This window comes from Halorubrum sp. ARQ200 (assembly GCF_005435115.1).
Lineage (GTDB): Archaea > Halobacteriota > Halobacteria > Halobacteriales > Haloferacaceae > Halorubrum > Halorubrum tropicale.
Genome location: NZ_SGTZ01000001.1, coordinates 451,187 through 474,111, shown reverse-complemented (window position 1 = coordinate 474,111; position 22,925 = coordinate 451,187). Strand labels below are relative to the sequence as shown.

The window sequence follows — 22,925 nt, the reverse complement described above, 5'->3', positions numbered from 1 at the left end:
CGGGACCGTATCCGATCCCGACAGATGTTCGACGACCTCGACACCGACCGGCGGCCGCTGGTCCTCGTCTGGGAGGTCACGCAGGCCTGCGGGCTCGCGTGTCGGCACTGCCGCGCCGACGCGAGACCACAGCGGCACCCCGACGAGCTGACGACCGCGGAGGGGAAGCGACTCCTTGAGGACGCCGCCGCGTTCGGCGACGGGCAGCTGGTCGTTCTCTCCGGCGGCGACCCGCTCGCGCGCGACGACCTCACGGAGCTGGTCTCGTACGGGGACGACCTGGGCCTCCGGATGACGATCACGCCGAGCGGGACGCGGTCACTCACACCGGAGCGCGTCCGCGACCTCGCCGACGCCGGGATCGCGCGGATGGCGCTCAGTCTCGACGGCCCGACCCGCGAGCGCCACGACGCGTTCCGCGGCGAGGAGAGCTTCGCGGACACGGTCGAGGCCGCGCGCGCCGCCCGCGACGCCGGGATCCCGCTCCAGGTCAACACCACGGTCTGCGCGGACACCGTCGACGACCTCCCCGCGATCCGCGACCGCGTCCGCGACCTGGGCGCCGTCCTCTGGAGCGTCTTCTTCCTCGTCCCGGTGGGTCGCGGCCGCGTCCTCGACCCGATCGACCCCGGGCGCGCCGAGGACGTGATGGCGTGGCTCCACGAGGTGTCCGACGAGGAGCGCTTCGGCGTCAAGACGACCGAGGCGCCGTTCTACCGTCGAGTGGGGATTCAGCGGGCGGACGGAGGCGACGCGGACGGCTCCGCGCAGCGGCGCGGCGGGATCACGGCCGGGCGCGGCTTCGCGTTCGTGAGCCACACCGGCGAGGTGTACCCGTCCGGCTTCCTCCCGGAGTCCGCGGGCAACGTCCGCGATCGCTCGGTGGTCGACGCGTACCGGAACGCCGACCTCTTCGAGTCGCTCCGCGACCCGGACGGCTTCTCGGGGAAGTGCGGCGCCTGCGAGTACCGCCACGTCTGCGGCGGGAGTCGCTCGCGGGCGTACGCAGCGACCGGCGACCCGACGGGCAGCGACCCCCTCTGCCCGTACGTCCCCGAGGGCTACGACGGGCCGCTCCCGGAGCGGCAGCGCACTGGCGACGACGGCGAGCGTCCCGAGCCGGCCGACTGAGTTCAGGGTCAGGCGTACGCTTCGAACTCCTGCCCGAACGCGAGGAAGTAGCCGGTACCGGCGACGCCGATGACCGCCGCGACCGTGAACGCGACCTCCGGGCTGACGAAGTCCCACAGGTACCCGCCGACCGCGGCGCTCGGGATGACTATCGCGTTCCGGAGGAGGTAGTACGTCCCGGTGACGCGGCCGCCGGACCCGCTCTCCGCCGGGCCGACGATCAGCGCCTTGTGCGACGGCAGCCCCGCGAACCGGAGCCCGGAGAACGCGAAGACCGCGACCATCACCGCCGACAGGGGCAGCGCCGACCCCGCGAGCGCCGGCGCGTAGATCAGCACGACGGGGAAGACGGCGTAGACGGCGAAGCCGACCGCGACGACCGGCTTGAGCCCGACGCGCTCCGCGAGCTTCGAGGCCGGGACCATGATCAGCAGCGCGACGAGCATCTCGACGCCGAGCAGGTAGCCGAAGAACGCCTGCGGCGAGAGGTCCACGTCGTACGAGAACCCGCCGAGCGCGACGGTGGTGTCGAGGCCGACCTGGAAGAACTGCGTGACGACGAGCACGAAGAACACGTACACCATCCCGTTCGCGAACCGCACGAGCGTGTCGCCGACGAGCAGCGGCCGCAGCGGCGCCGGCATCTCCCGCAGGTCTCGTCGGATCCGGTCGAGCCCGGCGAACGAGTCGCCGATGGAGTCGCCGCTCGCGTCGTAGAGGACGTGTTGGACGGCGGTTCCGAGGACGCCGAACGCCACTCCGACCGCGAGGACGTACCGGAAGCTGACGGTGAACTCCGCGCGCAGGCCGATGAGGACGGCGGCCAGCACCGGGCCGATCAGGAACGCCGTCCGCCGGAACGTCTCCGTGCTGGCGAACCCGGCGGCCAGCCGTGAAGGGGCCGTCGCCTGCTTGACCACCGCGAACGTCGCCCCGAGGCCGAACGACTTCCACGCCTGCGCGAGGACGAGGCCGACGAAGACCCAGATCCACGGCTCGACGACCACCCCGGCCACGTCGACCGGGCCGATCGCCGGAGCGACCAGCCAGACGACGAAGCCCAGGGTCGACAGCAGCCCGAAGACGGTCAGCGCGTACCGCGACCCGATTCGGTCGGAGACCGCGCCCCCGGGGTACGGGTACAGCGCCGAGATGACGTTACCGAAGGTTCCGAAGAGCCCCACGACGAACCCCGAGGCCCCGAGCGCGACCATGTATTCCGGGAGGAACCGGTTCGTCATCTGGAAGCCGAGACTGAACGCGAACATCGCGACCGACAGGACGAGCACGTCCCGCTCTAGCGCGAAGAACCGGCGGAACGCGTCGAGCGCACCGGACCGCTCGGCGTCGGCCGCCGCGTCGTCGGTCACGAGTGGCCCCTCCGCGCCGCGAGGCGGTCGCAGTCGTTGACTCCGGCCCGGGCCCGCGGTGCGACGGGAACGAACATACGCGTTCTCCGGTTCGGGCCGTGAAAAATCCGACCCCGTCACTCGGGGCCCGTCTCGGTCACGCGGACGAGCGCACGAAGCTCGCCGAGCGAGAGCGGCTCGATCCGCTCGCGGGTCCCGTCGCTCGTGTAGAACAGGCTCGTCTCGACCGGCCTGTCGGCGAACCACTCGTCGAGGACGTGGTAGTAGACGCTGAGCTGCTTCCGGTACTCGGCCCGCGCGCGCCGGGTCGCGTCCGTCTTGTAGTCGATCACCTCGACCCGGTCCGGCGTCACGCGGACGAGGTCCGCGATTCCGGAGAGGGTGACGCGCCGGCCGTCGACCGCGACCGGGAGCGTGACCGGCTCCTCGACCCGGAGATCGCCCGACAGGCCGTCGAGGAGCTCGGCGATCCGCCGCTCGTGGTCGTTCGACGGCGTCACGTCGTCGCCGAGGGCGTACGCCTCCGCGAAGTCGTGGACGCGCGACCCGAAGTCCATCCCCCGCGTCTCGGAGTCGGCCTCCGGACCGGGCTCCGGTCGCTCGCCCGCGTCCTCGAACACCGACTCGTCCATCAGCGAGTGGGGCGTGTGACCGATCGGCCCGTCGGGCGCCGTGACCGCGAACGGGAGGTCCGCGTCGGCCGGCTCGCCGGGGTCGAGCGGCTCGACGTCGGGATCGGCCTCCTCGACGGAGACCGGGAGCTCGGCGAGGAACGCGTTCGGGTCCTCGCCGGCCGCGAACACGACGTGGCTCTCCGCGCGCGTCACCGCGACGTAGAGCAGCCGCCGCTCCTCGTCGTACCCCCGCGGCAGACAGCGCCTGACCACGTCGTACCGCCAGTCGTCGTACACGTGCGGGTGGGCGCCGTCCTCCGAGTACACCTTCCGCCGGCGGAGCCCGACCGGGTCCCGGAACTGGATGACGCTCGACCCGCCGGCCCGCGGCGGGAAGCGCCCCTCGTTCATGTTCGCCATGACGACGATCGGATACTCCAGCCCCTTCGCCGTGTGAATCGTCTGGACGGTCACCGCGTCGTCGCCCGCGGACGCGCTGACGTCGACCGTGCCGCCGGTCTCGACGCCGCGCTCGATGTGCCGGATCAGGTCGCCGCGCGTCGCCGTCGTCGAGTCGTGGACCGACTGGACCGTGTCTAAGAGCACGTCGGCGACGTCGCCCGTGAACCCGTACCGGTCGAGGACGCGGCGCGCCACCGCCCCGACCGACTCCAGGTCGCGGAGCTCGTCGCGGAACTCGGCCGGCCCGGCCGGGTACGACCCCGTCTCCAAGATGTGGTCAACCTCGTCGACCGCGTAGCCGATCCGTTCGAGCACCACCGCCCAGCCGCGGTCGGCGTCCGCGTCGAGGATCCGGAGCCACGCGAGCAGCAGCTTCGCCGGGTCGGTCCGGAACAGCTCGATCCCGCCGTCGTACGCCACCGGGAAGTCGTGCTCCGCGGCGACGTCGAGCAGCTCCCGGCCGTAGTCGCGGGTCCGCGTGAACACCGCGACGTCCCCGTACTCCGGCGGGCGCGGCTCCCCGTCCTCGCCCTCGACGGCGTAGTCGTCGTTGCCGACGATATCCTGGACCTTCGAGAGGACGGCCTCGTGTTCGTCCTCGTGGCGGATCCCCTCGATCACGGTGTTGTCGAACGCGGCGTTCGCGGAGAGCTCGACCACGTCGTCGAGGGGGGCGTCGACGGGCTCGCCGCTCGACGCCGGCGTCGCGATCGCCCGCTCGGAGAGGTCGATCACCGACGCCGTCGACCGGTAGTTCTCCCGCAGTTCGACCCGGGTCGGGTCGGGCGAGTCGAACGGGACGCGGTCCGCGTCGGCGTTGAGGTCCGCCGCGAACCGGTCCAGGCGCCCCTCGAACTCCAGGATGTTGTCCACGTCGGCGTACTGGAACGAGTAGATGCTCTGCTTCCAGTCGCCCACGACGCAGAGGTTGTCCGTCGCGGAGAGGAGGAGCGCGAGCTTGAACTGGACCTCGCTCGTGTCCTGGAACTCGTCGACGGTGACGTACTCGAACGCCGCCGTCTCCCGGACGCGCTCGTTCTCGCAGAGAAGGACGAACGCGAACAGCTGGAGGAAGCTGAAGCTGAGGTAGTTGCGACGCAGCGCGAACCGGAGGTACCCGAGGTAGGCGTCGTGGACGAACGCCTTGAGCGCCTCGCGGTCCTCGCGGAACACCGCCTCGGCCACGTCGTCGTCGAGTCGCTTGGTCCCCCGACCGCCCCGCAGCGCCGACTTCGAGGGCGCGTCCGGGAGGTACGTCTTGTCGCGGCCGAACCGGCTCAGGTCCTCGCGCAGGACCGACTGCTTGCGGCCGTCGTTGCGGGGCTCGTTCACCGCGTCGAACCTTTCTTTGAACGCCTCGAAGTCCCCGTCGAGGTGGGACTCGCCGTCGCGGTACCAGCCGTCCGCGGCGGGGAAGACCCCCTTCGACGCGAGCTCCCGGATCAGGTCGAGCAGTTCGCCCGGCGACGAGAGCACGCGGTAGAAGTCGGCGTGCTCCGGGTGGTCGTCGCGGAAGCCGCCGAAGAACTCGCGGAACCGCTCGGCCTCGATCAGCTCGTCGTCGAGGATCCGCGTCGAGCCCGTGATCCGCTCGTCGATGCCGAGGTGCGTCGGCGCGGCGTACCCGTGTTCCTGAAGGAGCTCGTGGCAGTGCGAGTGGAACGTCCGGATCGGGGCGTCGGCCAGCTCCCGCAGCCCGTACGCGCTGTGGTCGACGATCCGCGCTTTCATCTCCGTCGCGGCGCTCCGCGTGAACGTCGCCAGCAGCACGTCGTCCGGGTCCGTCTCGGGCCGGTCGACGATCCGGCCGTAGCGGCGGGTGACGGCGAACGTCTTCCCCGTCCCGGGGCCGGCGTCGACGAGGTAGGTCCCCTCCGTGCCCTCGATGAGCTCCCGCTGCGCGTCGTTCGGCGTCGGCTCGCTCATCGGTCGCCCTCCAGCAGCAGGTCGCGGTTGTCCACGCGCCGGTAGTTCGGCTCGCCCCCGAGCCCGTCGACCGGGAACCGCTCCTCGCCGGCGCGTCGCTCGTTGAGCTCGTCGAGGCGCTCGCCGACGAACGACTCGAACGCGTCGAGGTCCTCGCGGAAGAACGCCCGCCTCCGGGCGCCGTTGAGCTCCCGAATCGCCTGGTCGACGCCCTTCTCGGCGTCGACGCCCGCCGCGGTCGCCGCGTCGACGGCGTCGGTGAACCGCGCGGCGAACGCGGAGTCGCGCAGCTCGCCCCTGTCGGTCGTCTCGGGGAAGGTCAGCGGGGCCAGAATCTCCTCGTACGCCTCGTAGCCGAGGTCCGCGAACGTCTCCCGGCAGTCGGCGTAGCCGTCCAACAGCCGCTCGTAGGCCTCGCGAGAGGCGACGTACTCGTCGAACGCGACCGGGTGGTAGGTGACGGTCGTGAGCGCGTCGTCGAGGTCGGCCTCGCCCGCGATCGCGTCCGCCATCGGTTCGAGGAAGTGGAAGAACGTGAACTCCAGCCGCTCGTCCGGACGGACCGACCGGTAGTACGCGAGGTACAGCGCCGCCTGGAAGTTCGGCGCGTCCGCCGGCGGGTCGGTCGCCGCGCCGCCGACCACCTGCGAGGCCCGCTTCCTGCGCCCGCTCTTGTAATCGAGCAGGCGGGTGGGCGACCGCACGAGGTCGATCTTTCCCTTCAGGCCGAGGGACGCGTCCTCGAACCAGCGCTCGGTGAGCGGCGAGTCGACGGGCTCGTCGAAGTAGTCGGCGAAGAAGTTCGTCCCCCGCCCCGAGGCCGGCGTGAGGAAGTCGTCCGACTCGGGCGCCGCCTCGTCGAGGTACGCCGTTATCAGTTCGAGGCCGACGCGGTACGTGCGGCGGCGCAGCGGCTCGTCGTCGGCCGGGAAGAACGCCGCCGCCTCCGCGAGCATCGCGTCGACGAGCTCGCCGGTGTCGGCCGCGGCGACCGCGTCGGGGTGGTTCACGTAGAACTCCGCGAAGTCGTGGAAGAGGTTCCCCTCGACGAACCGCTCCCGGTCCGGCGCGTCGAGGAGCCGGTCGAAGAGGTAGTCGCGCGGGCTGTTGACGTAGCTGTCGAGCGCCGACTGGCTGACCGTCTCGACCGACTCCGGCTCCACGCCGGTCGGCTGCCGGTCGAAGCCCTCCCCCGTCGGCCGCGGGCGGCGCCGGTGTTCGACCGAATCGAGGTCGCTGAACCGCTCGAACTCGTCGTCGAGGAGGTCGCCGAGGCACAGGCACGGCGTGATCGGCTCCCCGCCGGCCGCGTCCTGGACGAGGTAGTACCGCCGGTCGCCGCTCTGGAGCAGGCGCTGGAAGTCGCCGACGTAGCGGTCGAACTGCGCCTCGGTGTCGACCCAGGGCCGCTGGGGCGCCGAGTGCGTCCACGCCTCGCCCATGCCGAGGTGGAAGACGACGGGTCGGTCCACGTACGCGGACGACTTCGCGTCGGCGAGGAGGACCCCCTCGTTGTCCGCGTCGACGGGGACCTCGTAGGTCTGGAGGTAGTACGCGAGCCGGTCGACGGCGTCCTCGGTCACGGGCTCGTCCGCGAGGCCCAGACGGCGCAGCTCCTCGTCGAGGCGGCTCAGATCGACGCCGGCCTCGGTCGCGTACGCGTCGAGCGCCGCCGCGAACGTCCGGTCCGCGGCCGCGTCGCGGAACGACCGCAGCCACGCCGCGCCCGCCCCGTCGACCGCCTCGATCCGCCGCTCGCGGTCGGCGACCGGAACGTCGATCCCCAACTGCGAGAGGACCGGCGCGGCGTCGCCGACGGTCGTCTCGGAGCCCCGGAAGCAGAGCCGGAGGAGCCGGACGAACGCCCGGTGATGCGGGTCGTCCGCGAAGCCCGGCCCGCCGTAGAAGGGGATGTCCGCCGCCTCGAACGCGGACTCGACGAGCGAGGAGTACCGCCCCCCGCCGTCGAGGACGACGGCGACGTTCTCGGCGTTGCTCGGGGAGACCGTTTCGAGGAGCGCGGCGACGACGTCCGTCGCCGACTCGAAGACGTGGAACGGCGGGTGGTCGAACGCCTCGTCGGTGAACAGGTCGACGCGGTCGAACGACTCGGGGAGGACGCCGCGTTCGAGCGCGGTCAGCTGATCGTGACCGACGACGGCGACGGACCGCCCCTCGTCGATCTCGTACTCGGTGAGCCGCTTCGAGGTGGTCCGGAGCGTTCGCATGCCCGCGACGACCTCGCGGGTCGCGTCGTCGACGTAGGCGTCGTACTCGAGGATCGCGTCGAGCCGGCCCGTGTGCTCCCAACACTGGAGGACGTTGCCGACGGCGTACGCGACCGCCTTCCAGTCGCGGTCCGTCGACGTGACGAGTTCGAGGAACGCCCGCCGGTCCTCCGCCTGCTCGCGGCGGCCGGCGGCGAGGCGGCGCGGGGTGGTCGCGAACGCCCCGAAGTGCGGGCGGTCGAGGCGGCGGTTGATCGCGCTCGCCAGCGGGGCGTCGGGGGTGACGACGAGGTCGGACCCCTCGACCGCCGCGTAGAGTGACTCCGCCCGTTTCGCTCTCCGAATAGGCACGCCTACCGAGGATACGGACGAGTCACAAAAAGATACGGAAGGCGTCCGCGACCCCGCGGGCGCGGTCAGTCCCGGGGGCTGGACGGCGGTCGGGATCAGCCGCCCGAAACGGACGTGCCCGTCGTCGGCACGGGCGACGGCACCGGCGTGAGGGGGCCGAAAGCGAGAGCGAAGGGTCCGAGGCGGCTAAAACGCGTCCGAGTCGAGCACCCGATGCGGCACGTTCCGGTCGCGGAGCTTGGAGGTGTGTCGCGGTATCTCGTCGGTGACGGCGACCAAGAGGACGTCGAGGCCGAGCATCCCCGCCTCGGCGACGCCCTCCGCGGTCCCGAACCGGACGTCCGGGGAGGCGTCGCTCCGGGAGACGAGCGCGTACGCCTCCGTCCCGGCGACCGCGACGAGGCCCTCGTCCGGGACGTGCGTCGAGACCACGTCCGGGTCTAGGCGCTCGTCGTCGGTGACGGTCGGGACGGGCAGCACCGAGACGGTCCCCGTCTCGTAGTCGACGACGCCCTCGAAGTCGGCGACGCCGACGGCCTCGCCCCTCGCCGCGCTCGTGACGGTGACCGCGGTCGCGGTCCCGCCGGCGGGGTTGGCGTGGAGGACGCCGTCGCGCATCACCAGCCCGACCTCCTTCCCCTCCGCCACGTCGTCGAGCGCGATCGCGGCGTCGACCTCGACGCTTTCCAACACGTCGGAGTTCACCCGTTCGAGGTACGTCTCCAGGTCGTCGGTCCGGGAGATGAGCCAGTCGACGCCCTCCTTGGTCACCTCGTAGCGCCCGCGGCCGCCCTTCTCGACGTAGCCCGACTCGACGAGGTCGCGGACGTAGTCGCTGACCGCCTGTGAGGTCACGCCGATCGCGTCCGCGACCTCCCCTTGGCTCACCGCCGGCTGGCGGGCCGCGATCTCCACGAGCACCTGATAGCGCGTCGCGCTCCGCTTGTTCTCGAGGACGTCCGGCGACCCGCCGCCCGCTGTGTCACCCATTACCGGCCCGTTGGCCGCCACAAGCAAAGTCTTGTTGTCTATCTCACGGCGAGCTTGCGCTGCGGCCGGTTCTCAGCTCAGTTGAGAAATCTCAGTGTACACAATTCAAATTTGCTTGTTCCGCGGTGCGAGAGAGTTGTACTCTGGACGGCAGCGACCGGGCCGCGGAGTGACGCGAGATCGAATCCGATCTGCTCGAACCTACGCGCGGCGGCGACGGTGCGGTACGCGGGACGGCGACGGTCGCGCCGCCCAGATCGGTCCCCGTTCGGCTGGGTTCACCACGGGAAAATCGAGATCGGTGTAAAAGCGATCGGTGAGGAAGTGGGCGCTACAGGGCTTGAGTCCCGTAGTTATCTCGCTGTAATCGGCTTGAATTTGTGTGATACTCATTGTTGTATAATCCGCCAGCGGCGGTCTGCCTTCTCGCGCTCCGAAGCGCGGTCGTAGTGCTTATCGAGAACATCCTCGCTCGCGTTGAGCTGGTCCGAGACGACGCCCCGAGGGACGCCGTCGTTCCGGTACTTAGTCACCCGCGCCTTGCGAGCGTCGTGGGGTGACCGAGCGGACGGACACCCGCTCACGTGCCGGAACGTCGCGAACTTACACGACTCCGGATCCTCGTCGTGCGGACACTCCTTGCCGATGAAGCACGGGCGAGTCCATCGGTAGAACGCCGTCCGGATGGTCCCGGCCGCGATCCGGCCCGCGTCGGTAGTGACGAGCGGGTTCCGCCCGTGGTCGTCGACGGTGTCCGTCCGCGGACCGTCGATGTAGTCCTCTAGAATCTGTGCGACTCGGCGGCTGATGCGGTTGATTCGCTCGCTCGCAGTGTCGTTCTTGAGCGGGGTCCCCGTCTCCGGCCGATGAACGAACTCGATCGAGGGCTGGTTTCCCTCCAAGTCGAGATCCTGGAGATCGAGCGATCGGACGGCACCGAGGCGAGCGCCGGTGTGCCAGATCAACGCCCACACCACGTGATCGCGGCTCGCGTACTCGTACCGAGAGAGGTACTCGACGATGTCCGCGGCCCGCTCGGGTCGAAGGTACGAGTCGCTCACCTCGTCGTCACGGGTGAGCTTCACCAGCGGCACCTTCTCGTACAGGTCCGAGTGAACCGCCTCGATCTCCCCGCAGAACTTGAGGAACGACCGCAACGTCGAGAGGTTCGAGTGAAGCGTCTTCTTCGCGAGTTCGTCGACCTTGCTGTTGCTGTACCCGCCTTCGCGTCGCCAGATGCGGTATTCGTACAGGTCCCGGCCGGAGAGCTCGTTCAGGTTGTCGATCGCACCCTCTTCGCGACACCACTCGACGAACGGCCGAAGCTCGCTCCGGTGTGTCGTCTGAGTCCACTCGGCGCGATCCTCTTTCATCCGGTCGAGGTGCATTTCGACGGCTCGCTCGGGTGGAATCGGTTCTAGCTCATCACTCATCGGAGTCCTCCGGCTCTTCGATCTCGTCGTCCTCGTCGTCGTACATCGCGAACTGCTCGGCGATCCGACGAGCGTGTCCGCTCTGGTCGCTCACGCGGATCCCTCCTCACCGTCGAGTTTGCGATCGTACGGTCCCGCGTCAGTCAACAGTCGAATCTGGTCGCGAGCGAGTTCCGCGCCGGTCTTCTGGTCGCGCAGGGTATGGAACACGCCGTCGAATTCGTCCCCTGAAGCACATTGCTTACACCAGAAGTGATGATTCGTCGGTTCCCACGAGCGGTGGCCGCGGGGACACACGTACCGCCACCTGTCCTGCCGGTCTTCGATCCGCACAACTTCTTTCGGAGGCATCGACTCCGACTGAAGAGCGGGTGTTAAAAAGAGGAGATCCAAAGGTGGGCGGTGAAACTGAAAGTGGTCGCGTCCGGCGATTGTGTTGCGGTTCCTCGGTCGATCGGGGATTTCAAACCCTGACGCGTAGTGGTCGAACATGGCTTTCGTGCTACCTCACGGAAGCCCACGCGGGCCCGCTGTCTCCAGCAGCGGGGTCCGCTGTCCTTCGAGCCGGACCCATCGGAGAGCGACGGGTCCACGAGAGTGCTTCCGTTGTACACTCCGAAGAACACCGACGACTTAATTCTAACCCAACAAACAGTGTAGTATCAAACACCAAAAGATGATTGAAGCGAACCGAACCGGTATCTGTTATATGAATCCACATGAGGCGAAGGTATGCGCCCCCGGGTGGACTGGATGAACCAGACCGACGATCGGGTTCTTGAGCTACTCGCCGAGTCGGATCTCATCCTGACGCCCGCCGTAATCGCCAAGAACCTCGAATACACTCGAAACTGGGTCTCACGACGGATCGGAAAGCTCGAAGATTCCGGTCTCGTCGAGCCGGTTGACTCGGGGTACTACCGAATTACAGACATGGGACGCGCGTATCTCGCCGGCGACCTCGACGCCAGCGACCTCGAAGACGAGTGAGGTGAGTTCCGCAGCTACTCGACACCGAGCTCGCGCGCGGCCGCCGCCGAGATCGTGATCCCCGTCCCCGTGTCGCCCGTGGTGACGCGCTCATCGAGTACGTCGTCCAGTAATTCTCGGAGTTCCGTAATGAACGAACTCGGCCGTTCGACCTGAACGCGTGTCGTCGATTTGTCGGCGTAGTTCAGCCCGCGGTGTCGGACGTATATCCGCGCGAACGACCGCCGGACCGATTGAGGTACCTCCCACACAACCGCAGGGAGGTGGTCGAGCGACGTCTTTACGCCGGTCGGTGCGCCCATCGCGACGAGACACCGTCCGAGAACCGTCCCGTCACGAGTGGGAACGATCTCGGTCGCGCGCTCCGGTGTGTCGGCGTTGCGGGTGCGCGTCTCGACGCCGACACGCTCGAAGGCATCGCGGATCTCCTCGGCGGAGATTCGCTCACCCGGTGTCACCGCGGGGACGTAGTTCCTGACCGAGATGCTTCCGCCGGCAAGGACGTGCGCGAGTAACTCAAGGAGTGCGGCAGCCATCTCGCTGTCGGGGGGAGGATCGAGCCAGCCGCGGTCGATCGCGACATTAATTCCCCGGACCGGGTCGGGCACAACATCCTTGAGCCAGCCCCGGACGCGCCCGGCGGGGAGATCGAGGGCTCGCCCAGTGCGGACCCGTCCAGCGTTCGGGTGTTCCGCGGCATACTCCTGGACTCGGCGGTAATCGAGGACCTTCTCCCACGGGTCCGGATACACGCGATCGCTGTAAGTCCGGGAGAGGGCTTTCGCCGTGGGTTCCATAGAGAAAAGCACACGTCAGCGGATTTGAGTCTATTCGTCTGATTTTTTCAGTTGATACTCACGCCAGTAAGTACATAAGTAGCCTCTGTATACCCTACTCTAACCAGCAACCGAGCCGAACGGAAATTTGGCCGACTTGGGCGTCAACGACGGCGCCCGGTTGGGCCAATATCTCGTTCGTCGGTGGCCGCTGGGTTCAAACAATGAAACCAAGCAACCAATCCAACACAGAGGATAGGGCGGTCAGTCCTGTCATCGGTGTTATACTCATGGTCGCAATTACCGTCATCCTGGCGGCCGTCATCGGGACGTTCGTGCTAGGACTCGGCGACCAGTTAGGTGACACGGCGCCGCAAGCGAGTTTCGACGTTGTAGAAGTGGATAACGGAAGTGAGAATATTACAATCGTCAAGACCGGTGGTCAGACGATTGCCGCTGGTGATCTCGTCTTATCGATTGACGGAGAGCGCTACGAGGGTGCGTTCCCAGAAGGGGATTGGGAGACGGGTCAACAAAAGGTAGCGGACTACTCCACAGGGAGTTCCCAATCTGACACACAGACGGTCAGAATAATTCACGACCCAAGTGGGAGTGCCATCTTCGAGGAAGACCTCGACTTCAACTAAATCGAGGAGGCTGACTGGATACTCACCTCCAGTTCGATTCTATTTTTGTCCGATATCGTAGTCCAAGCACCGAGGTATTGAATTTTTGAATTGTTTCTGGATCAAGTTCTTCACGAGCGTCGCGGATATTTCTTTTTGACTGAATCAGATGCGCGAGCGCAGCGTCAATAACGACGCTCATTGGCGGGTCGTCGTCGGGACCACTCGCTACAATCTCGCTCGCCTTTTCGAGCTGGCGCTCGCGTTCGTCGGTGATCTTGAGGCTTGTTCGACGGCTCATTTATACCACATTGTATGTACGGGGGTTGTGATCCCGTCGTCCTGGAGTAACTGAACCGGTCCGTTTTGAAGTGGTACCCACGGGTCGGCTACGATCACCGCGGCCGCCACACGCAACGCGAGCGATTTCTATGTACCTCACGCGCCGGTTGCGCCGAGCGAAGTACATAGATCGCGGATCGTGAATACATCTGCGTCGGACCCCACGGGGTCGCGTCGAGAACCCCTCTCCACGAGGATTCACGCTCGCCCCACGAGTTCGAGCAGCGTCGGCACTTCACCGTCTTCGGGGAAGCGCACCAGGTACGCACGCTCGCCGACGCGCTGCGTGTGAGCGTCGGCCTCCTTGATCGAACCGTCCTCTGCGACTAATCCGTCAAGTTCGAGGTGTTGTTTGTCGATCGTTACGGTTCCGCTACCGTCGCGGTCGACGAGACTTTTGAAGCCCATCGACCCTCGCGGGCACGGTGGTTCACTTAAATGTACCTCAAAGTGACACGGAACGGGAACAGACCGTACTGAATGCGGGAGTATATGGGGAACACCGTGGCCCGGCCGCTCGCATGGCGAAAATGGAATTCGACGCCGTTGACGCCGCCCTCGTAGTGGCGGGGCTCGCCTCGGCGTTCATGCTTGTCGGTATCGCAACGTTCCAACTGTTCGACGTGAACTTTGGTGCGACACAGTTCACCGTCGCGGGGATCGGCCTCTCGACCGCGTGGATCATCGGCTACGGGTCGATCGTCGGCACTATCCTGACGAACGACAACACCGAGTTTCAGTCGCTCTCTGACGACATTCAGGGGCTTCAAGGCTGGTACATGTTCGCGGCTATCGGGACGCTCGTGCTTCCGGTCGCGTTCGTCGCGCTCCCTGACACGGTCGGTACCTTCTTCCAGAGTTCCGACCTGTGGGGACTCCTGTACGTGGTAGCGGTTACTGCCGGCCAGCTCGCGCTGGGGTGGATGCTATGAGTTCGATCTGGGACGGGGAGGACACGATCGCGGGAGTGATCTGGATCCTCACCTCGATCGGCTCCCTCAACTGGGGGCTCGTTGAGTTCTTCGACTACAACGCCGTCGCCGAGTTCTCGACCGCGCTCTCCTCGCCGGTCGTCGCGACCGTCGTCTACGGCGCAGTCGCCGTCGCCGGCGTGATCACGCTCGCCGATCACCTCGGCGTCTACGACGTCACCGACGTCGTCGACTCGATTCGGGGTGACGATTCATGAACCGCAACACAATCGCGGCCGGCGGGCTCCTTCTCGCGGTCGTCGTGCTGCTCGGCGGGTTCGCCGCCGGCGGCGTCGCGGCCGACACGGCCGTCGACAACGGGACCGTAGAGGTCACAAACGACACGGACAGCGCATATGCCGACGTGACGGCGGCTCCGATCTACTCCGGCGATCCGGCGCCGAATGTGACGGTCGTCGTTGAGGGGCTACCGAACGGGACCGATATCGGGAACGGAACCGAGCTGCTGAACGAAACACGAACCCTGTCGAGTGGGTCTGTCGAATCCTACGAGTATGCGCTCACCGACGACGATCGAGGCAACTACACTCGCGTCCATATCTCGGTGACGAGCTCGGGCGACGGGTCTCTCATCGAGTCGGTCGACTGGGGCGTTATCAAGCGCGTCTCCGGCGGTGCCGGCGGTGGTCTCGGCGGTACGGGCGCCTCGACCGGCTTGATCATGGCGGCGATCGCCCTCCTCGGGGCGATCTACCTCAGTCGCGAGGACTAGCATGACCACAACACAATTAGACGACGATCGGACGTTCACGCGGCGGGGGGTAATGAGAAAAGCGGCAGCTGTGGGTGTCGGGTCCGCGGCGACGATCGGCGGGGCTTCACGAATGGGCGGTTCCCCTGTCGGTTCAGCTGCGGCGATTGCGCCGCTTGGTGTGGGCGCGGCGGCAGGAGCAGCGGCGCTAGGATACCTGATAAATGAAGGTGTAGACCTATTTACCGGGCCCGATAGGGACTACTCGAATTATACGGGCAAAAATGCTCTTGAATCGAGCATTAAAGAGGATTTTCTAGAGCTGAAGTCCGTAGACGAGCGGGTAATGACCTCCATCGAGAATAACCTAGTAAATAGTGAAAACGTGGCTATTGCTAAAGGCAAAGCCGCACTAGTAAAAGCGTTAAATCAGGAAAAATCGAAAAGTGAGGCAAAAAACAAGATGGATAAGGCGATAAGAGAATATTATCTAACTATTCAAGAAAATATCGTAGGTCACTATCGGGCACAACATTTCAAAGTCACAGAGATGTACCAAACTTATCTAGCCCATCCAGAAGTGGACCCGGTAGCACAAGAATTTCTTGTCGTATGGATAAGTGGCGAATATAGAGATATTTATGATGAACCTTTCGGCTTAGAAACCGAGGCTGTACACGGAATTGACGGCCAGCAACTACAACGAAATGGGGCTTTTGCGGAATATCCCGACCCGGATTCCGGTAGTGAATTAGAACTTCGTTTTGACCTAGCATCACCAACAAAGGACGGTAGTGTTGTTCCGCGATTCAAAGCGGACGACATAGGATATGGATTTGATAGGATGAAAACCGCGTTCGCGGAAGTGGAAACTAAATATAATGATGTTACTACACAGCTCTCAGGGCTTGCCGATGATCTCTATAACAACTATGAAGCGGGGGATATTCCCAGCGAGAAAGTCCTAGACCCGGTGACTGCCGCGACCGAACTCGGGAACAATACGGGGTTGTCGATTCGAGAGGCGCAGGCTGGGATGATGGGAATCCCAACGTCGGGGAGTTTCTCTCTCCGGCTTGAGTTACAAAACGACTCCGGCGAGAAGTACGAGGTAGACGCCGAGATCTATACCAACGCACAGCCGAACGATAGCGACGGCAATCCGGCGGGGTTCAAAGTTGGAAATACATACGACCCCAACAACTTCGAGGATCCGATATACGTATCATATGAGTACGTAGACACGGAGACGGGGGAGAAAACTTCCGACTTCACTCAACTGGTAAACCCGTTCACGGTACTGGAAGCGACCGACCCAGAGGGTAACTCCGTTGAGGAAGTGACGCCAGAAAGCAAGACGGCACAGTCGGCGGACGTGGAGTCAATAGAAAAAGAGTTAGAGAGCATTCGAGAGGAACAGCGAAGGCTCTTAGAACAATCACAGGAACCAACGGGAGGAGCCGGAGCCGGCTTTTTCACCGGATCGGGGCCAAGCACAGGAGTGGTCGCAGCGGTCGTCGGCGGGATCGGTGTTCTGTATGCGCTCACACAGGGAGGCACGAACTGATATGTTCAATCCTCTCGCGCCGTATCTGTCGATCATCAGTTTCGCCGTCGACCCGCTTCTAAAACTCGGGTTCGCGGCCGTGCTTATCGGTGTCGTGATGGTCGCGCTCGGCTACGACCCGGTCGGCCTCACGGTGAACTGGATTGAAACGACGATTCAGTCGTTCATCCCGGGTATCTAACCATGCGCCGTATCGTGATTTTTTGTGTTGCGGTCAGCCTCGCGGCTTGTGTTGCGGTTGGTAGCGTCGCCGGGCAGAGCAACGGAAGCGGACCCGGTCTTGAGACGAACACCTCCGTCGACGTCGGCGAACCGAAGACCTACGCCCAGGAGATCGACGCCGACACCCGTCTCGTCGAGTGGGAGTATGACCGCGACCGAGGCGGGTTCAGGCTGCTCTTCGAGAGCGACGAGTCGACGCGGATAACGCTCACCGAGGCGGTCCAGTTCGGTGAGGGTTCCGGCTCCGGGCGAATCTACCAGCATCGCCTTCCGGAAGGGCAGACAGAGGTGTTCGTCTCTGTCCCGCTCCGCGCCGGGCAGGCGGCCGTCACCATGACCACGCCGGGCAGCATCGCGAACAACCGGTTCGCGTACGTCTCGACGGGACAGACGACACCGGACCGGCCGCCCATCAGCTACGAACGAGCACAGATCCTCATTCTCCTGTCGGGCGTCGGCGGCGCCGGGCTCACCTTCCGCGTCGTCAAGAATCGGCGCGAGGACGAGGAGAAATCAGTCGAGAGGGTCTTATGAACCTGATCGAAACGGCCCGCGAGCGGCCGATCCTCGCCGGTGGGCTTGTGTTGCTGTTCATCGCCGGCGCCGAGCGCGGTCGGTATCCATACCCGTGGGAGATCGACGGCGCCGGCGTCGTCGCCACCGCCGCGGTCGCGATCGCGATCGGCGGGTACGTCGCCGGCGGCTACGTGGTCGATTTGCTGCCCGAGGAAGAGGGGATCTATCTCGTCGCGTTCGAGGCGGACGACGACACGGGCGGCGCCGTTTACGAGCTCAGCGAGGACCAGTTCGCGGACATGGAGGTCCACGCCGGGAGCCTCTTCGAGTGGCCTGTTGCGAAGCGCGTGTACGAGTGCCGCGAGTACCGACCCGAGGACAACGTCGCCGTCGCGAACTGGCGGGAGTCCGTCGCGGGCTCCGAGCTCGCAGGCAACGTCCAGGTCGTCGACGCGCTCGAAGCGGTCGCCGAGCTCCGCGAGGAGTTCGAGCCCGACGCCCAGGAGGCGCGGCGCCTCAAGCGGCGGCTCCGGTCGATCGCCCGGACGCTCGACAAGCGTCGGCTCAAGGATCAGGAGGCGATCCTCGATCCGACGCTCACGCCATCGTTCGACGACGAGGGCGCGACCGTCTCGGCGATTCTCGACGAGGAACTACCGGACGATCTCAAACCACGGAGCATGAAGGGAGACGACATCGACACCGAGCGGAACGGACACGGAGACACGATCGGCTTCGAGCTGCTCGACGAGACCGAAGCGCTGGAGGTGGAAGATGCGTAATCAGCCGGCGCGATCCGATCCATACGGCCCCGGCGACGACTCCGACGAGATAGTCTATCTCGTTACTGGGGCGCACTTCGGCGTTGCCTTCGGTGCCCTACAGATATGGAATCAGAGCGCAGCCGGAACACCGATCGATAGCGTCTCTGCCCTGATTTTCATAGTAGCGTTTATCAACGGCGCTGGATGGACTTCCGAGGCGATCGCCCGGCTATTGAATTGGGTCCATACTCGGGGGTACCATGTCCGATAAGACCGGCGCGTACGCGGCGGCGGAACTCGCGAGCGCGCTCCGGGGCGAGGATCCCGGCGAGCACGTCCGCGGATACGCCGGGCTCGTCGACGACCGACGGACGCTCGCGGTCCTCAACTACTACGACGGGCTGCTCGACGAGCCGATCGAAGAGACCCGAATCGGCCGGCTCATCATCTCCAACGCCGCGACCGAGACGATCGACGAGGCGGTGCGACACGGTTCGGTCTCGCAAATGAAGAGTGCGACCGGGCTCACCGGACAGGAGCGCGAGGGCGGTGACCTCTACCGCGACGCCGCCGGCGAGCTCGCGCACGAGGGCGCGATCGGACTCGTCTTCGGCGCGCCCGGCTCGGGCAAGACCGCGACGACGCTCGACGTGGCGATGGCGTGGCGGATCCGGACCGGCGGCGCGCTCATCGGGAACACGTCGTGGGACGGCTTCGACCGCGTCGTGCGTTCCGACCGGGAGATGCTCGAAGCGATGGCGGAGATCGAGGGGCCGGTGCTGGCGGTCCTCGACGAGATCGCGCAGGAGCTCTCCGGGTTCGGTTCGGGCAACAAGGCGGCCGAGCAGTTCTCGGACTCGCTGCTCTTCATCCGCAAGAAGGAGTCCAAACACGGGCCGCACCCGAAGCGCGGGAGCGTCCTGCTCGTCGGGCACACGCGCACGAAGACGGCGAAGTCGATCCGCCGGGTCGCGTCGCTCGCGATCGAGAAGCCCTCGCGGTCGGACCCGGGTCGCGCTCGCCTCTTAGAGAGCGAAGGTGGCAAAGACGACTGGGAGGAGGGGAGCGACTACAAGGGCCTGACCGACACGGCCGCGGACTACCCGGAACACGAGCCGAGCGAGTTCGCGATCGAGCTCGTCGACGAGGGCGACGAGAGCGAGGGCGTCGACGCCGACTCGGTTCGGCGCGAGGAAGCGATCAGCAAGGCGATCCGCGCGGTGGAGAACCACGGCATGACGTACGCGGACGCGGGCGACCTCGTCGGCTACTCCGCGGCGTGGGTCTCCGACCGCATGGCTGAATACAGGGACGGCGACCACGGCGAGGTACTGAACGATGCCATCGCGTGAATCGACAGACCCGGCGGGGGTTCGTACGTTCATTCACCCGCCCGCCCCGGCGCATACCTCTGTTTATACGCGTGCGATCTGGGTGGGGGGTCCGAATCCCCGGGGGGCCGCGCGGCCGGGGTTCGGTCGAAATTTGTTCGTCGACGCCGATCGGCGCGACGACCAACCGCAACCCAAACGAGGACGCCTGTGAGCTACGACCCGGCGATCGTCGGTCGGTACGGGAAGCTCGTCGAGCTGTGGGCGACGGACCGCTACCCGCTCACGCTCAACTATCCAGTCGTGGACGGACTCAAGTTCGACGCGACCGCCGTGGACGGCCGCCCGTGGGACGTGAAGGGCTCGATGGTGAACGGGGTTCGACCGACGTTCAAGTTCTGGGAGGACCAGCACGAGACGCTGGCGGACGCTGGCGGTGGCTATGCGCTTGTGTGGTACCGAGCGGAGGGACGAGAAATCACGGTCGTGTCGTCGCGGACGATTCGGGCTCGGGATTTAGAAATCACGAACTGGACGAACCCCGGCGAAACGCACTACCGGAGTCACTCGCGAGAAGCACAAATATCGGCAGACAGTTTACGGCATTAATCCATGGATTGTATGAATCTCAAAAGAACCGCGAGACGCCGTAAATCAGAACCGCGAGGATTGATATTAGATTCCCTAGCAGGATAAGAAGCCTCTCGGATCTTTTGGTTTGGACCCGCTTCCACCTGCTACTTGGACTGTGTTCATGAAACATTTCCTGTGCGATTGAGGACTCTGACCTAGGAGTTTCATCGGGTTTGCTCACCAGGAATTCAGAAACAACTGGGAAAACAATAGTAACAACCAGTATCCCAGAATTGTATAATAATACTTCAAATATATTCTGTTCTGAAAGATTTATGTATACCACGACGCCACCTAAAATAAATCCTAATAAGAGAACAGTTCGGAGTCCACTCGATATGAGTCTATCATATGATTTGTTGACTATTCCACCGTTGTACATAAAAGATTTGTACAAAAATATCGAATATTCTCCTGTATTACCTCTGCCATCTGAGAATCTTAATGAATAGTCTGTATCCACTTCCCTCTGAGGCATTAATGGATATCCTAAAACGATATCTGCCAGACGGACCGAGATAATGATCGCAGTCACAATTGTCAAGAACAAGAACACATATGCCAATAAGTAATTGAGTATTGTTATTGATAAGGCAGCCTCTAAGGAGATACCAAGGCTACCTGCAACATCAGAATATGCTTCTAAATCCCCTATGAAGGGCGGAAATAGTCTGTAAAATGAAGCTACCAATGTTGCCAAAATCGCAGCGATAGCAATAATCGTACCTAAGATACCTCTTGCTAATGTCTGGATATGATAGTACCGTTGGTGCTGAAGATCAATCAGGTACTCCAATCTGTCTTCATCGAGAGGAATACGACTATCAGACATTTTGTTTGATCATAAGGACTGCGTAGAGACCGAGTAGAAGCAAGACAAATGGGAGGGCAAGCGTCCCTGCTATTTCAGATACACGAGCAACACTTCCTCCGGTATACACCTGAAATAGAGCTAATAACATCACAGCAGCCACCGCTAAAGCGAAGATACTTGAGATAATCTCATCGGGGTTAGTCATCTGGCTTAATCCGGATTTGGGAAAACAGGTATATCATTTTACTGGTGAGCGGACAATGTTGAGCAACTCGTTTTTGCGTGATCTGAGCGGTAGTGGGGTGGTACCTTAGCTGTGTGGCCTTAGCCACACCCCTAACCGCCAACCGACCCCCCGGTGTCGGTTCGGCGTCGACGAGCAGCTTGTCGAGTCCGAACCCGCGCTTGTGTTGCGGTCGAGATCGTCACGGACCCGCCGGTCGGAGGGGTCGATCGAAGCGAAAACGGCCGCCAAAAGAGGATCTGTATAGTGTTGCCACTCACGAGGGGCCGCGCTACCGGAGCGTCTGACCCTTCCCCCACGCGCTCCGCACCGGCCGGATCTTCGGGCCCGACGCGTCGCGGTAGTGCGAGACCGCCTCTTTCAGTCGCTCCGGATCGCGACCCGCACCGACCCAGTACCGCTTGAGCCGCGTCACCAGCTCCGACCACGACTCGTCCGCGAGGTTCCCCATCCGAACCCGGAGGTGCGCCTCGCGCTCGTCGATGTGAATCCCGTTCGCTTGGCAGAACGCGATCAGTTCGTCCGTACGCTCGTCGAGGGACGCACGCTCGGCGTTTTGAACCGCGTTCGCCGCGGCCCCCATCGCGTTCCGGACGCCCTCACGCGCCGCGTCGAGCGCCTCAACGACCTGCTCCGCGACGTGGTGCGACCGCAACGCCACCGACCCCTGCTCGCGAACGACCATGTTCTCGATCCGCCGGAGTCCCCGGCGGACGCTGTCCGGGTGCCAGTCGTGTTCGTCTGCGATCTCCGCCGGCGACACGTCACCACCATCCGCGACGAGCGTCTTCAGCGAGTCCCACTCGACCGGCGAGAGTCCGTCGGCGAGCTGCCGCACGACCACGTTTCGCTGGTCGCTCTCGACGCGTTCGAGGTTCAACGGGAGTACACGCGAGCGATCGACGGTCTCCGCCTCGAAGTACGTATCTTCGACGAACGTGCGACCGCCGCCCGGGCCGTCGTCGTCGAGCGGCTGCGTGGGAAGCCCCGACTCGTTGAGCGTCGCGAGGATCGCCTCTTCGAGCTCGTCGGTAATCTCGCCATGGTCGACCGGCCGGAGCGTTTCGTCCCACCGGCTCGACTGATACGACGCCTCGACCTTCGGATGCGCGAGCGGGTGTTTGTCCGGGAGCGACTCGGCGTTTCGCGCGTAGTAGTGCTTGAACTCCTTCGGGATCCGATGATCGGGAAACGCCTCGCGGATCCGCTTCGGCCCGAGCGTCACCGTGTGGTAGTAGCCGGCCCGCTCGGTGTCGTCCTGAACGAGTTTCCGGTACCCCGAGCGGTCGCTTTCGAGCAGGTGGCCCATCCGCGCGAGCGGGCCCTCGCGGGAGTGGACCGCGCCGCACACGTCCCGGTCGATCCGGACGTACCGCGCCGCGTCGATTACGACGCTGTACTCGTCGTTGCGGCTCTCGAAGTACGTCGGGTCGAGCGTCACCGCGCCCGCCGCGCGCTGGATGACCGACTCCACCTCGTCGAACTCGACGTTCGACGCGTTCACCCGGACGTTCACCGCGTCGCCGAGATCCCACATCGGCCGCGCAACCGACTTCCCCTCGGTGGATTCGAGTCCGTACCACCGCGGCTGAATCAGGGCCTTCACCTTCCGCTCGCCGACCTCGTCGTCGGCGACCGCGTTCAACCGGAACTCTCGCAGCGTGTCGAAGTCGACGCGCGTCCCGTCCGGCGTCTCGCCGCCGTCCGGCGGCGCGAGCCCGGATTCCTGATAGGAGAGGGTCACCCGCCACTTCTCGCCGTCGAGCGTGAAGCTCCCGCGCCGGCTCCCGGTCTTGTCGACGAGCCGCGCGGCGCCGAACCACGCCCCGAGCCCCGAGTACACGTAGTTCGCCATGTACTCGTGCGGGGCCGTCTCGACGGCCTTCATCGCGAGCGCCCCGCGCGGTTGAGG

General features: G+C 64.9%; 24 protein-coding genes. 12 read left to right on the top strand and 12 right to left on the bottom strand.

Going from position 1 to position 22,925, the window contains the following annotated elements; translation table 11 throughout:
* The first annotated feature begins 24 nt into the window (after nucleotides 1-24).
* Nucleotides 25-1,131 carry a radical SAM protein gene (locus EXE50_RS02510; protein WP_121599323.1) on the top strand — a complete coding sequence of 369 codons (1,107 nt, stop codon included), beginning with the start codon at nucleotides 25-27 and terminating at the stop codon, nucleotides 1,129-1,131.
* 8 nt (nucleotides 1,132-1,139) lie between these two features.
* Here the strand turns inward: EXE50_RS02510 and EXE50_RS02505 are convergent, their stop codons facing one another.
* The 6 genes from EXE50_RS02505 to EXE50_RS17615 all read right to left on the bottom strand — a co-directional run bounded on the left by EXE50_RS02505 (nucleotide 1,140) and on the right by EXE50_RS17615 (nucleotide 10,997).
* Nucleotides 1,140-2,501 carry an MFS transporter gene (locus tag EXE50_RS02505; protein ID WP_121599322.1) on the bottom strand — a complete coding sequence of 454 codons (1,362 nt, stop codon included), beginning with the start codon at nucleotides 2,499-2,501 and terminating at the stop codon, nucleotides 1,140-1,142.
* A gap of 116 nt (nucleotides 2,502-2,617) precedes the next feature.
* A complete protein-coding gene (locus tag EXE50_RS02500) occupies nucleotides 2,618-5,503 on the bottom strand; it encodes an exodeoxyribonuclease V subunit beta (RefSeq protein WP_137704277.1) in 2,886 nt (961 codons plus the stop codon).
* Nucleotides 5,500-8,082 carry a PD-(D/E)XK nuclease family protein gene (locus EXE50_RS02495; protein WP_137704276.1) on the bottom strand — a complete coding sequence of 861 codons (2,583 nt, stop codon included), beginning with the start codon at nucleotides 8,080-8,082 and terminating at the stop codon, nucleotides 5,500-5,502. The genes EXE50_RS02500 and EXE50_RS02495 overlap by 4 nt, the downstream gene beginning before the upstream one ends.
* A 186-nt stretch (nucleotides 8,083-8,268) precedes the next feature.
* The gene (locus EXE50_RS02490; RefSeq protein ID WP_137704275.1) at nucleotides 8,269-9,072 is read right to left on the bottom strand and encodes a MarR family transcriptional regulator; all 804 of its coding nucleotides are present in this window, start codon (nucleotides 9,070-9,072) and stop codon (nucleotides 8,269-8,271) included.
* A 389-nt stretch (nucleotides 9,073-9,461) separates the two neighbouring features.
* The gene (locus tag EXE50_RS02485) at nucleotides 9,462-10,505 is read right to left on the bottom strand and encodes a site-specific integrase (RefSeq protein WP_137704274.1); all 1,044 of its coding nucleotides are present in this window, start codon (nucleotides 10,503-10,505) and stop codon (nucleotides 9,462-9,464) included.
* Between the two features lie 90 nt (nucleotides 10,506-10,595).
* A complete protein-coding gene (locus tag EXE50_RS17615; RefSeq protein ID WP_241982614.1) occupies nucleotides 10,596-10,997 on the bottom strand; it encodes a hypothetical protein in 402 nt (133 codons plus the stop codon).
* Between the two features lie 240 nt (nucleotides 10,998-11,237).
* Here EXE50_RS17615 and EXE50_RS02475 point away from each other — a divergent pair, with 240 nt between their 5' ends.
* Nucleotides 11,238-11,495 carry a winged helix-turn-helix transcriptional regulator gene (locus EXE50_RS02475; protein ID WP_053771141.1) on the top strand — a complete coding sequence of 86 codons (258 nt, stop codon included), beginning with the start codon at nucleotides 11,238-11,240 and terminating at the stop codon, nucleotides 11,493-11,495.
* Nucleotides 11,496-11,509: 14 nt separating this feature from the next.
* Here EXE50_RS02475 and EXE50_RS02470 read toward each other — a convergent pair whose 3' ends face one another.
* Nucleotides 11,510-12,292 carry a hypothetical protein gene (locus EXE50_RS02470; RefSeq protein WP_053771140.1) on the bottom strand — a complete coding sequence of 261 codons (783 nt, stop codon included), beginning with the start codon at nucleotides 12,290-12,292 and terminating at the stop codon, nucleotides 11,510-11,512.
* Nucleotides 12,293-12,495: 203 nt separating this feature from the next.
* Between EXE50_RS02470 and EXE50_RS02465 the strand changes: the two genes are divergently transcribed.
* The gene (locus EXE50_RS02465) at nucleotides 12,496-12,918 is read left to right on the top strand and encodes a type IV pilin (protein ID WP_137704273.1); all 423 of its coding nucleotides are present in this window, start codon (nucleotides 12,496-12,498) and stop codon (nucleotides 12,916-12,918) included.
* A 22-nt stretch (nucleotides 12,919-12,940) separates the two neighbouring features.
* On the opposite strand, the gene EXE50_RS02460 is transcribed toward EXE50_RS02465, so the two are convergent.
* A complete protein-coding gene (locus EXE50_RS02460; RefSeq protein ID WP_077152260.1) occupies nucleotides 12,941-13,198 on the bottom strand; it encodes a hypothetical protein in 258 nt (85 codons plus the stop codon).
* 239 nt (nucleotides 13,199-13,437) lie between these two features.
* Nucleotides 13,438-13,647, bottom strand: a complete 210-nt coding sequence (locus EXE50_RS02455) for a hypothetical protein (protein WP_006113927.1) — start codon at nucleotides 13,645-13,647, stop codon at nucleotides 13,438-13,440.
* A 113-nt stretch (nucleotides 13,648-13,760) separates the two neighbouring features.
* Here EXE50_RS02455 and EXE50_RS02450 point away from each other — a divergent pair, with 113 nt between their 5' ends.
* The 9 genes from EXE50_RS02450 (at nucleotide 13,761) to EXE50_RS02410 (ending at nucleotide 19,931) form a co-directional block, all read left to right on the top strand.
* A complete protein-coding gene (locus EXE50_RS02450; RefSeq protein ID WP_053771138.1) occupies nucleotides 13,761-14,171 on the top strand; it encodes a hypothetical protein in 411 nt (136 codons plus the stop codon).
* Nucleotides 14,168-14,428 (top strand): DUF378 domain-containing protein, encoded by a 261-nt coding sequence (locus tag EXE50_RS02445; protein WP_053771137.1) that lies wholly within the window; start codon nucleotides 14,168-14,170, stop codon nucleotides 14,426-14,428. The genes EXE50_RS02450 and EXE50_RS02445 overlap by 4 nt, the downstream gene beginning before the upstream one ends.
* A 44-nt stretch (nucleotides 14,429-14,472) precedes the next feature.
* A complete protein-coding gene (locus tag EXE50_RS02440) occupies nucleotides 14,473-14,943 on the top strand; it encodes a hypothetical protein (RefSeq protein ID WP_137704272.1) in 471 nt (156 codons plus the stop codon).
* Nucleotide 14,944: 1 nt separating this feature from the next.
* A complete protein-coding gene (locus EXE50_RS02435; protein ID WP_137704271.1) occupies nucleotides 14,945-16,489 on the top strand; it encodes a hypothetical protein in 1,545 nt (514 codons plus the stop codon).
* A 1-nt stretch (nucleotide 16,490) separates the two neighbouring features.
* Nucleotides 16,491-16,670, top strand: coding sequence for a hypothetical protein (locus tag EXE50_RS02430; RefSeq protein WP_137704270.1), 180 nt, complete (start codon nucleotides 16,491-16,493; stop codon nucleotides 16,668-16,670).
* Nucleotides 16,671-16,672: 2 nt separating this feature from the next.
* On the top strand, nucleotides 16,673-17,245 hold the full coding sequence (locus EXE50_RS02425) for a hypothetical protein (protein ID WP_053771133.1): 573 nt from the start codon (nucleotides 16,673-16,675) through the stop codon (nucleotides 17,243-17,245).
* On the top strand, nucleotides 17,242-18,009 hold the full coding sequence (locus EXE50_RS02420) for a hypothetical protein (RefSeq protein WP_241982613.1): 768 nt from the start codon (nucleotides 17,242-17,244) through the stop codon (nucleotides 18,007-18,009). Before EXE50_RS02425 ends, EXE50_RS02420 begins: the two co-directional genes overlap by 4 nt.
* Nucleotides 18,010-18,251: 242 nt before the next feature.
* Nucleotides 18,252-19,343 (top strand): hypothetical protein, encoded by a 1,092-nt coding sequence (locus EXE50_RS02415; RefSeq protein WP_137704269.1) that lies wholly within the window; start codon nucleotides 18,252-18,254, stop codon nucleotides 19,341-19,343.
* A gap of 189 nt (nucleotides 19,344-19,532) precedes the next feature.
* A complete protein-coding gene (locus EXE50_RS02410) occupies nucleotides 19,533-19,931 on the top strand; it encodes a hypothetical protein (protein ID WP_137704268.1) in 399 nt (132 codons plus the stop codon).
* A gap of 19 nt (nucleotides 19,932-19,950) precedes the next feature.
* Here the strand turns inward: EXE50_RS02410 and EXE50_RS02405 are convergent, their stop codons facing one another.
* The 3 genes from EXE50_RS02405 to EXE50_RS02395 all read right to left on the bottom strand — a co-directional run bounded on the left by EXE50_RS02405 (nucleotide 19,951) and on the right by EXE50_RS02395 (nucleotide 22,901).
* Nucleotides 19,951-20,787 (bottom strand): hypothetical protein, encoded by an 837-nt coding sequence (locus EXE50_RS02405; protein ID WP_137704267.1) that lies wholly within the window; start codon nucleotides 20,785-20,787, stop codon nucleotides 19,951-19,953.
* Entirely contained in the window at nucleotides 20,780-20,974 is a 195-nt protein-coding gene (locus EXE50_RS02400) for a hypothetical protein (protein ID WP_137704266.1), read from the bottom strand. Before EXE50_RS02400 ends, EXE50_RS02405 begins: the two co-directional genes overlap by 8 nt.
* Nucleotides 20,975-21,284: 310 nt before the next feature.
* The gene (locus tag EXE50_RS02395; protein ID WP_137704265.1) at nucleotides 21,285-22,901 is read right to left on the bottom strand and encodes a hypothetical protein; all 1,617 of its coding nucleotides are present in this window, start codon (nucleotides 22,899-22,901) and stop codon (nucleotides 21,285-21,287) included.
* Nucleotides 22,902-22,925 lie beyond the last annotated feature (24 nt).

Excerpts from the sequence above, each read along its gene's own strand:
- EXE50_RS02445 (WP_053771137.1), top strand. The coding sequence starts at position 14,168 with ATGAGTTCGATCTGGGACGGGGAGGACACGATCGCGGGAGTGATCTGG.
- EXE50_RS02510 (WP_121599323.1), top strand. The coding sequence starts at position 25 with ATGTTCGACGACCTCGACACCGACCGGCGGCCGCTGGTCCTCGTCTGG.
- EXE50_RS02465 (WP_137704273.1), top strand. The coding sequence starts at position 12,496 with ATGAAACCAAGCAACCAATCCAACACAGAGGATAGGGCGGTCAGTCCT.
- EXE50_RS02400 (WP_137704266.1), bottom strand. The coding sequence starts at position 20,974 with ATGACTAACCCCGATGAGATTATCTCAAGTATCTTCGCTTTAGCGGTG.
- EXE50_RS02470 (WP_053771140.1), bottom strand. The coding sequence starts at position 12,292 with ATGGAACCCACGGCGAAAGCCCTCTCCCGGACTTACAGCGATCGCGTG.
- EXE50_RS02485 (WP_137704274.1), bottom strand. The coding sequence starts at position 10,505 with ATGAGTGATGAGCTAGAACCGATTCCACCCGAGCGAGCCGTCGAAATG.
- EXE50_RS02460 (WP_077152260.1), bottom strand. The coding sequence starts at position 13,198 with ATGAGCCGTCGAACAAGCCTCAAGATCACCGACGAACGCGAGCGCCAG.
- EXE50_RS02395 (WP_137704265.1), bottom strand. The coding sequence starts at position 22,901 with ATGAAGGCCGTCGAGACGGCCCCGCACGAGTACATGGCGAACTACGTG.
- EXE50_RS02415 (WP_137704269.1), top strand. The coding sequence starts at position 18,252 with ATGTCCGATAAGACCGGCGCGTACGCGGCGGCGGAACTCGCGAGCGCG.
- EXE50_RS02455 (WP_006113927.1), bottom strand. The coding sequence starts at position 13,647 with ATGGGCTTCAAAAGTCTCGTCGACCGCGACGGTAGCGGAACCGTAACG.
- EXE50_RS02435 (WP_137704271.1), top strand. The coding sequence starts at position 14,945 with ATGACCACAACACAATTAGACGACGATCGGACGTTCACGCGGCGGGGG.
- EXE50_RS02500 (WP_137704277.1), bottom strand. The coding sequence starts at position 5,503 with ATGAGCGAGCCGACGCCGAACGACGCGCAGCGGGAGCTCATCGAGGGC.
- EXE50_RS02475 (WP_053771141.1), top strand. The coding sequence starts at position 11,238 with ATGCGCCCCCGGGTGGACTGGATGAACCAGACCGACGATCGGGTTCTT.
- EXE50_RS02450 (WP_053771138.1), top strand. The coding sequence starts at position 13,761 with ATGGCGAAAATGGAATTCGACGCCGTTGACGCCGCCCTCGTAGTGGCG.
- EXE50_RS02420 (WP_241982613.1), top strand. The coding sequence starts at position 17,242 with ATGAACCTGATCGAAACGGCCCGCGAGCGGCCGATCCTCGCCGGTGGG.
- EXE50_RS02430 (WP_137704270.1), top strand. The coding sequence starts at position 16,491 with ATGTTCAATCCTCTCGCGCCGTATCTGTCGATCATCAGTTTCGCCGTC.
- EXE50_RS02425 (WP_053771133.1), top strand. The coding sequence starts at position 16,673 with ATGCGCCGTATCGTGATTTTTTGTGTTGCGGTCAGCCTCGCGGCTTGT.
- EXE50_RS17615 (WP_241982614.1), bottom strand. The coding sequence starts at position 10,997 with ATGTTCGACCACTACGCGTCAGGGTTTGAAATCCCCGATCGACCGAGG.
- EXE50_RS02405 (WP_137704267.1), bottom strand. The coding sequence starts at position 20,787 with ATGTCTGATAGTCGTATTCCTCTCGATGAAGACAGATTGGAGTACCTG.
- EXE50_RS02490 (WP_137704275.1), bottom strand. The coding sequence starts at position 9,072 with ATGGGTGACACAGCGGGCGGCGGGTCGCCGGACGTCCTCGAGAACAAG.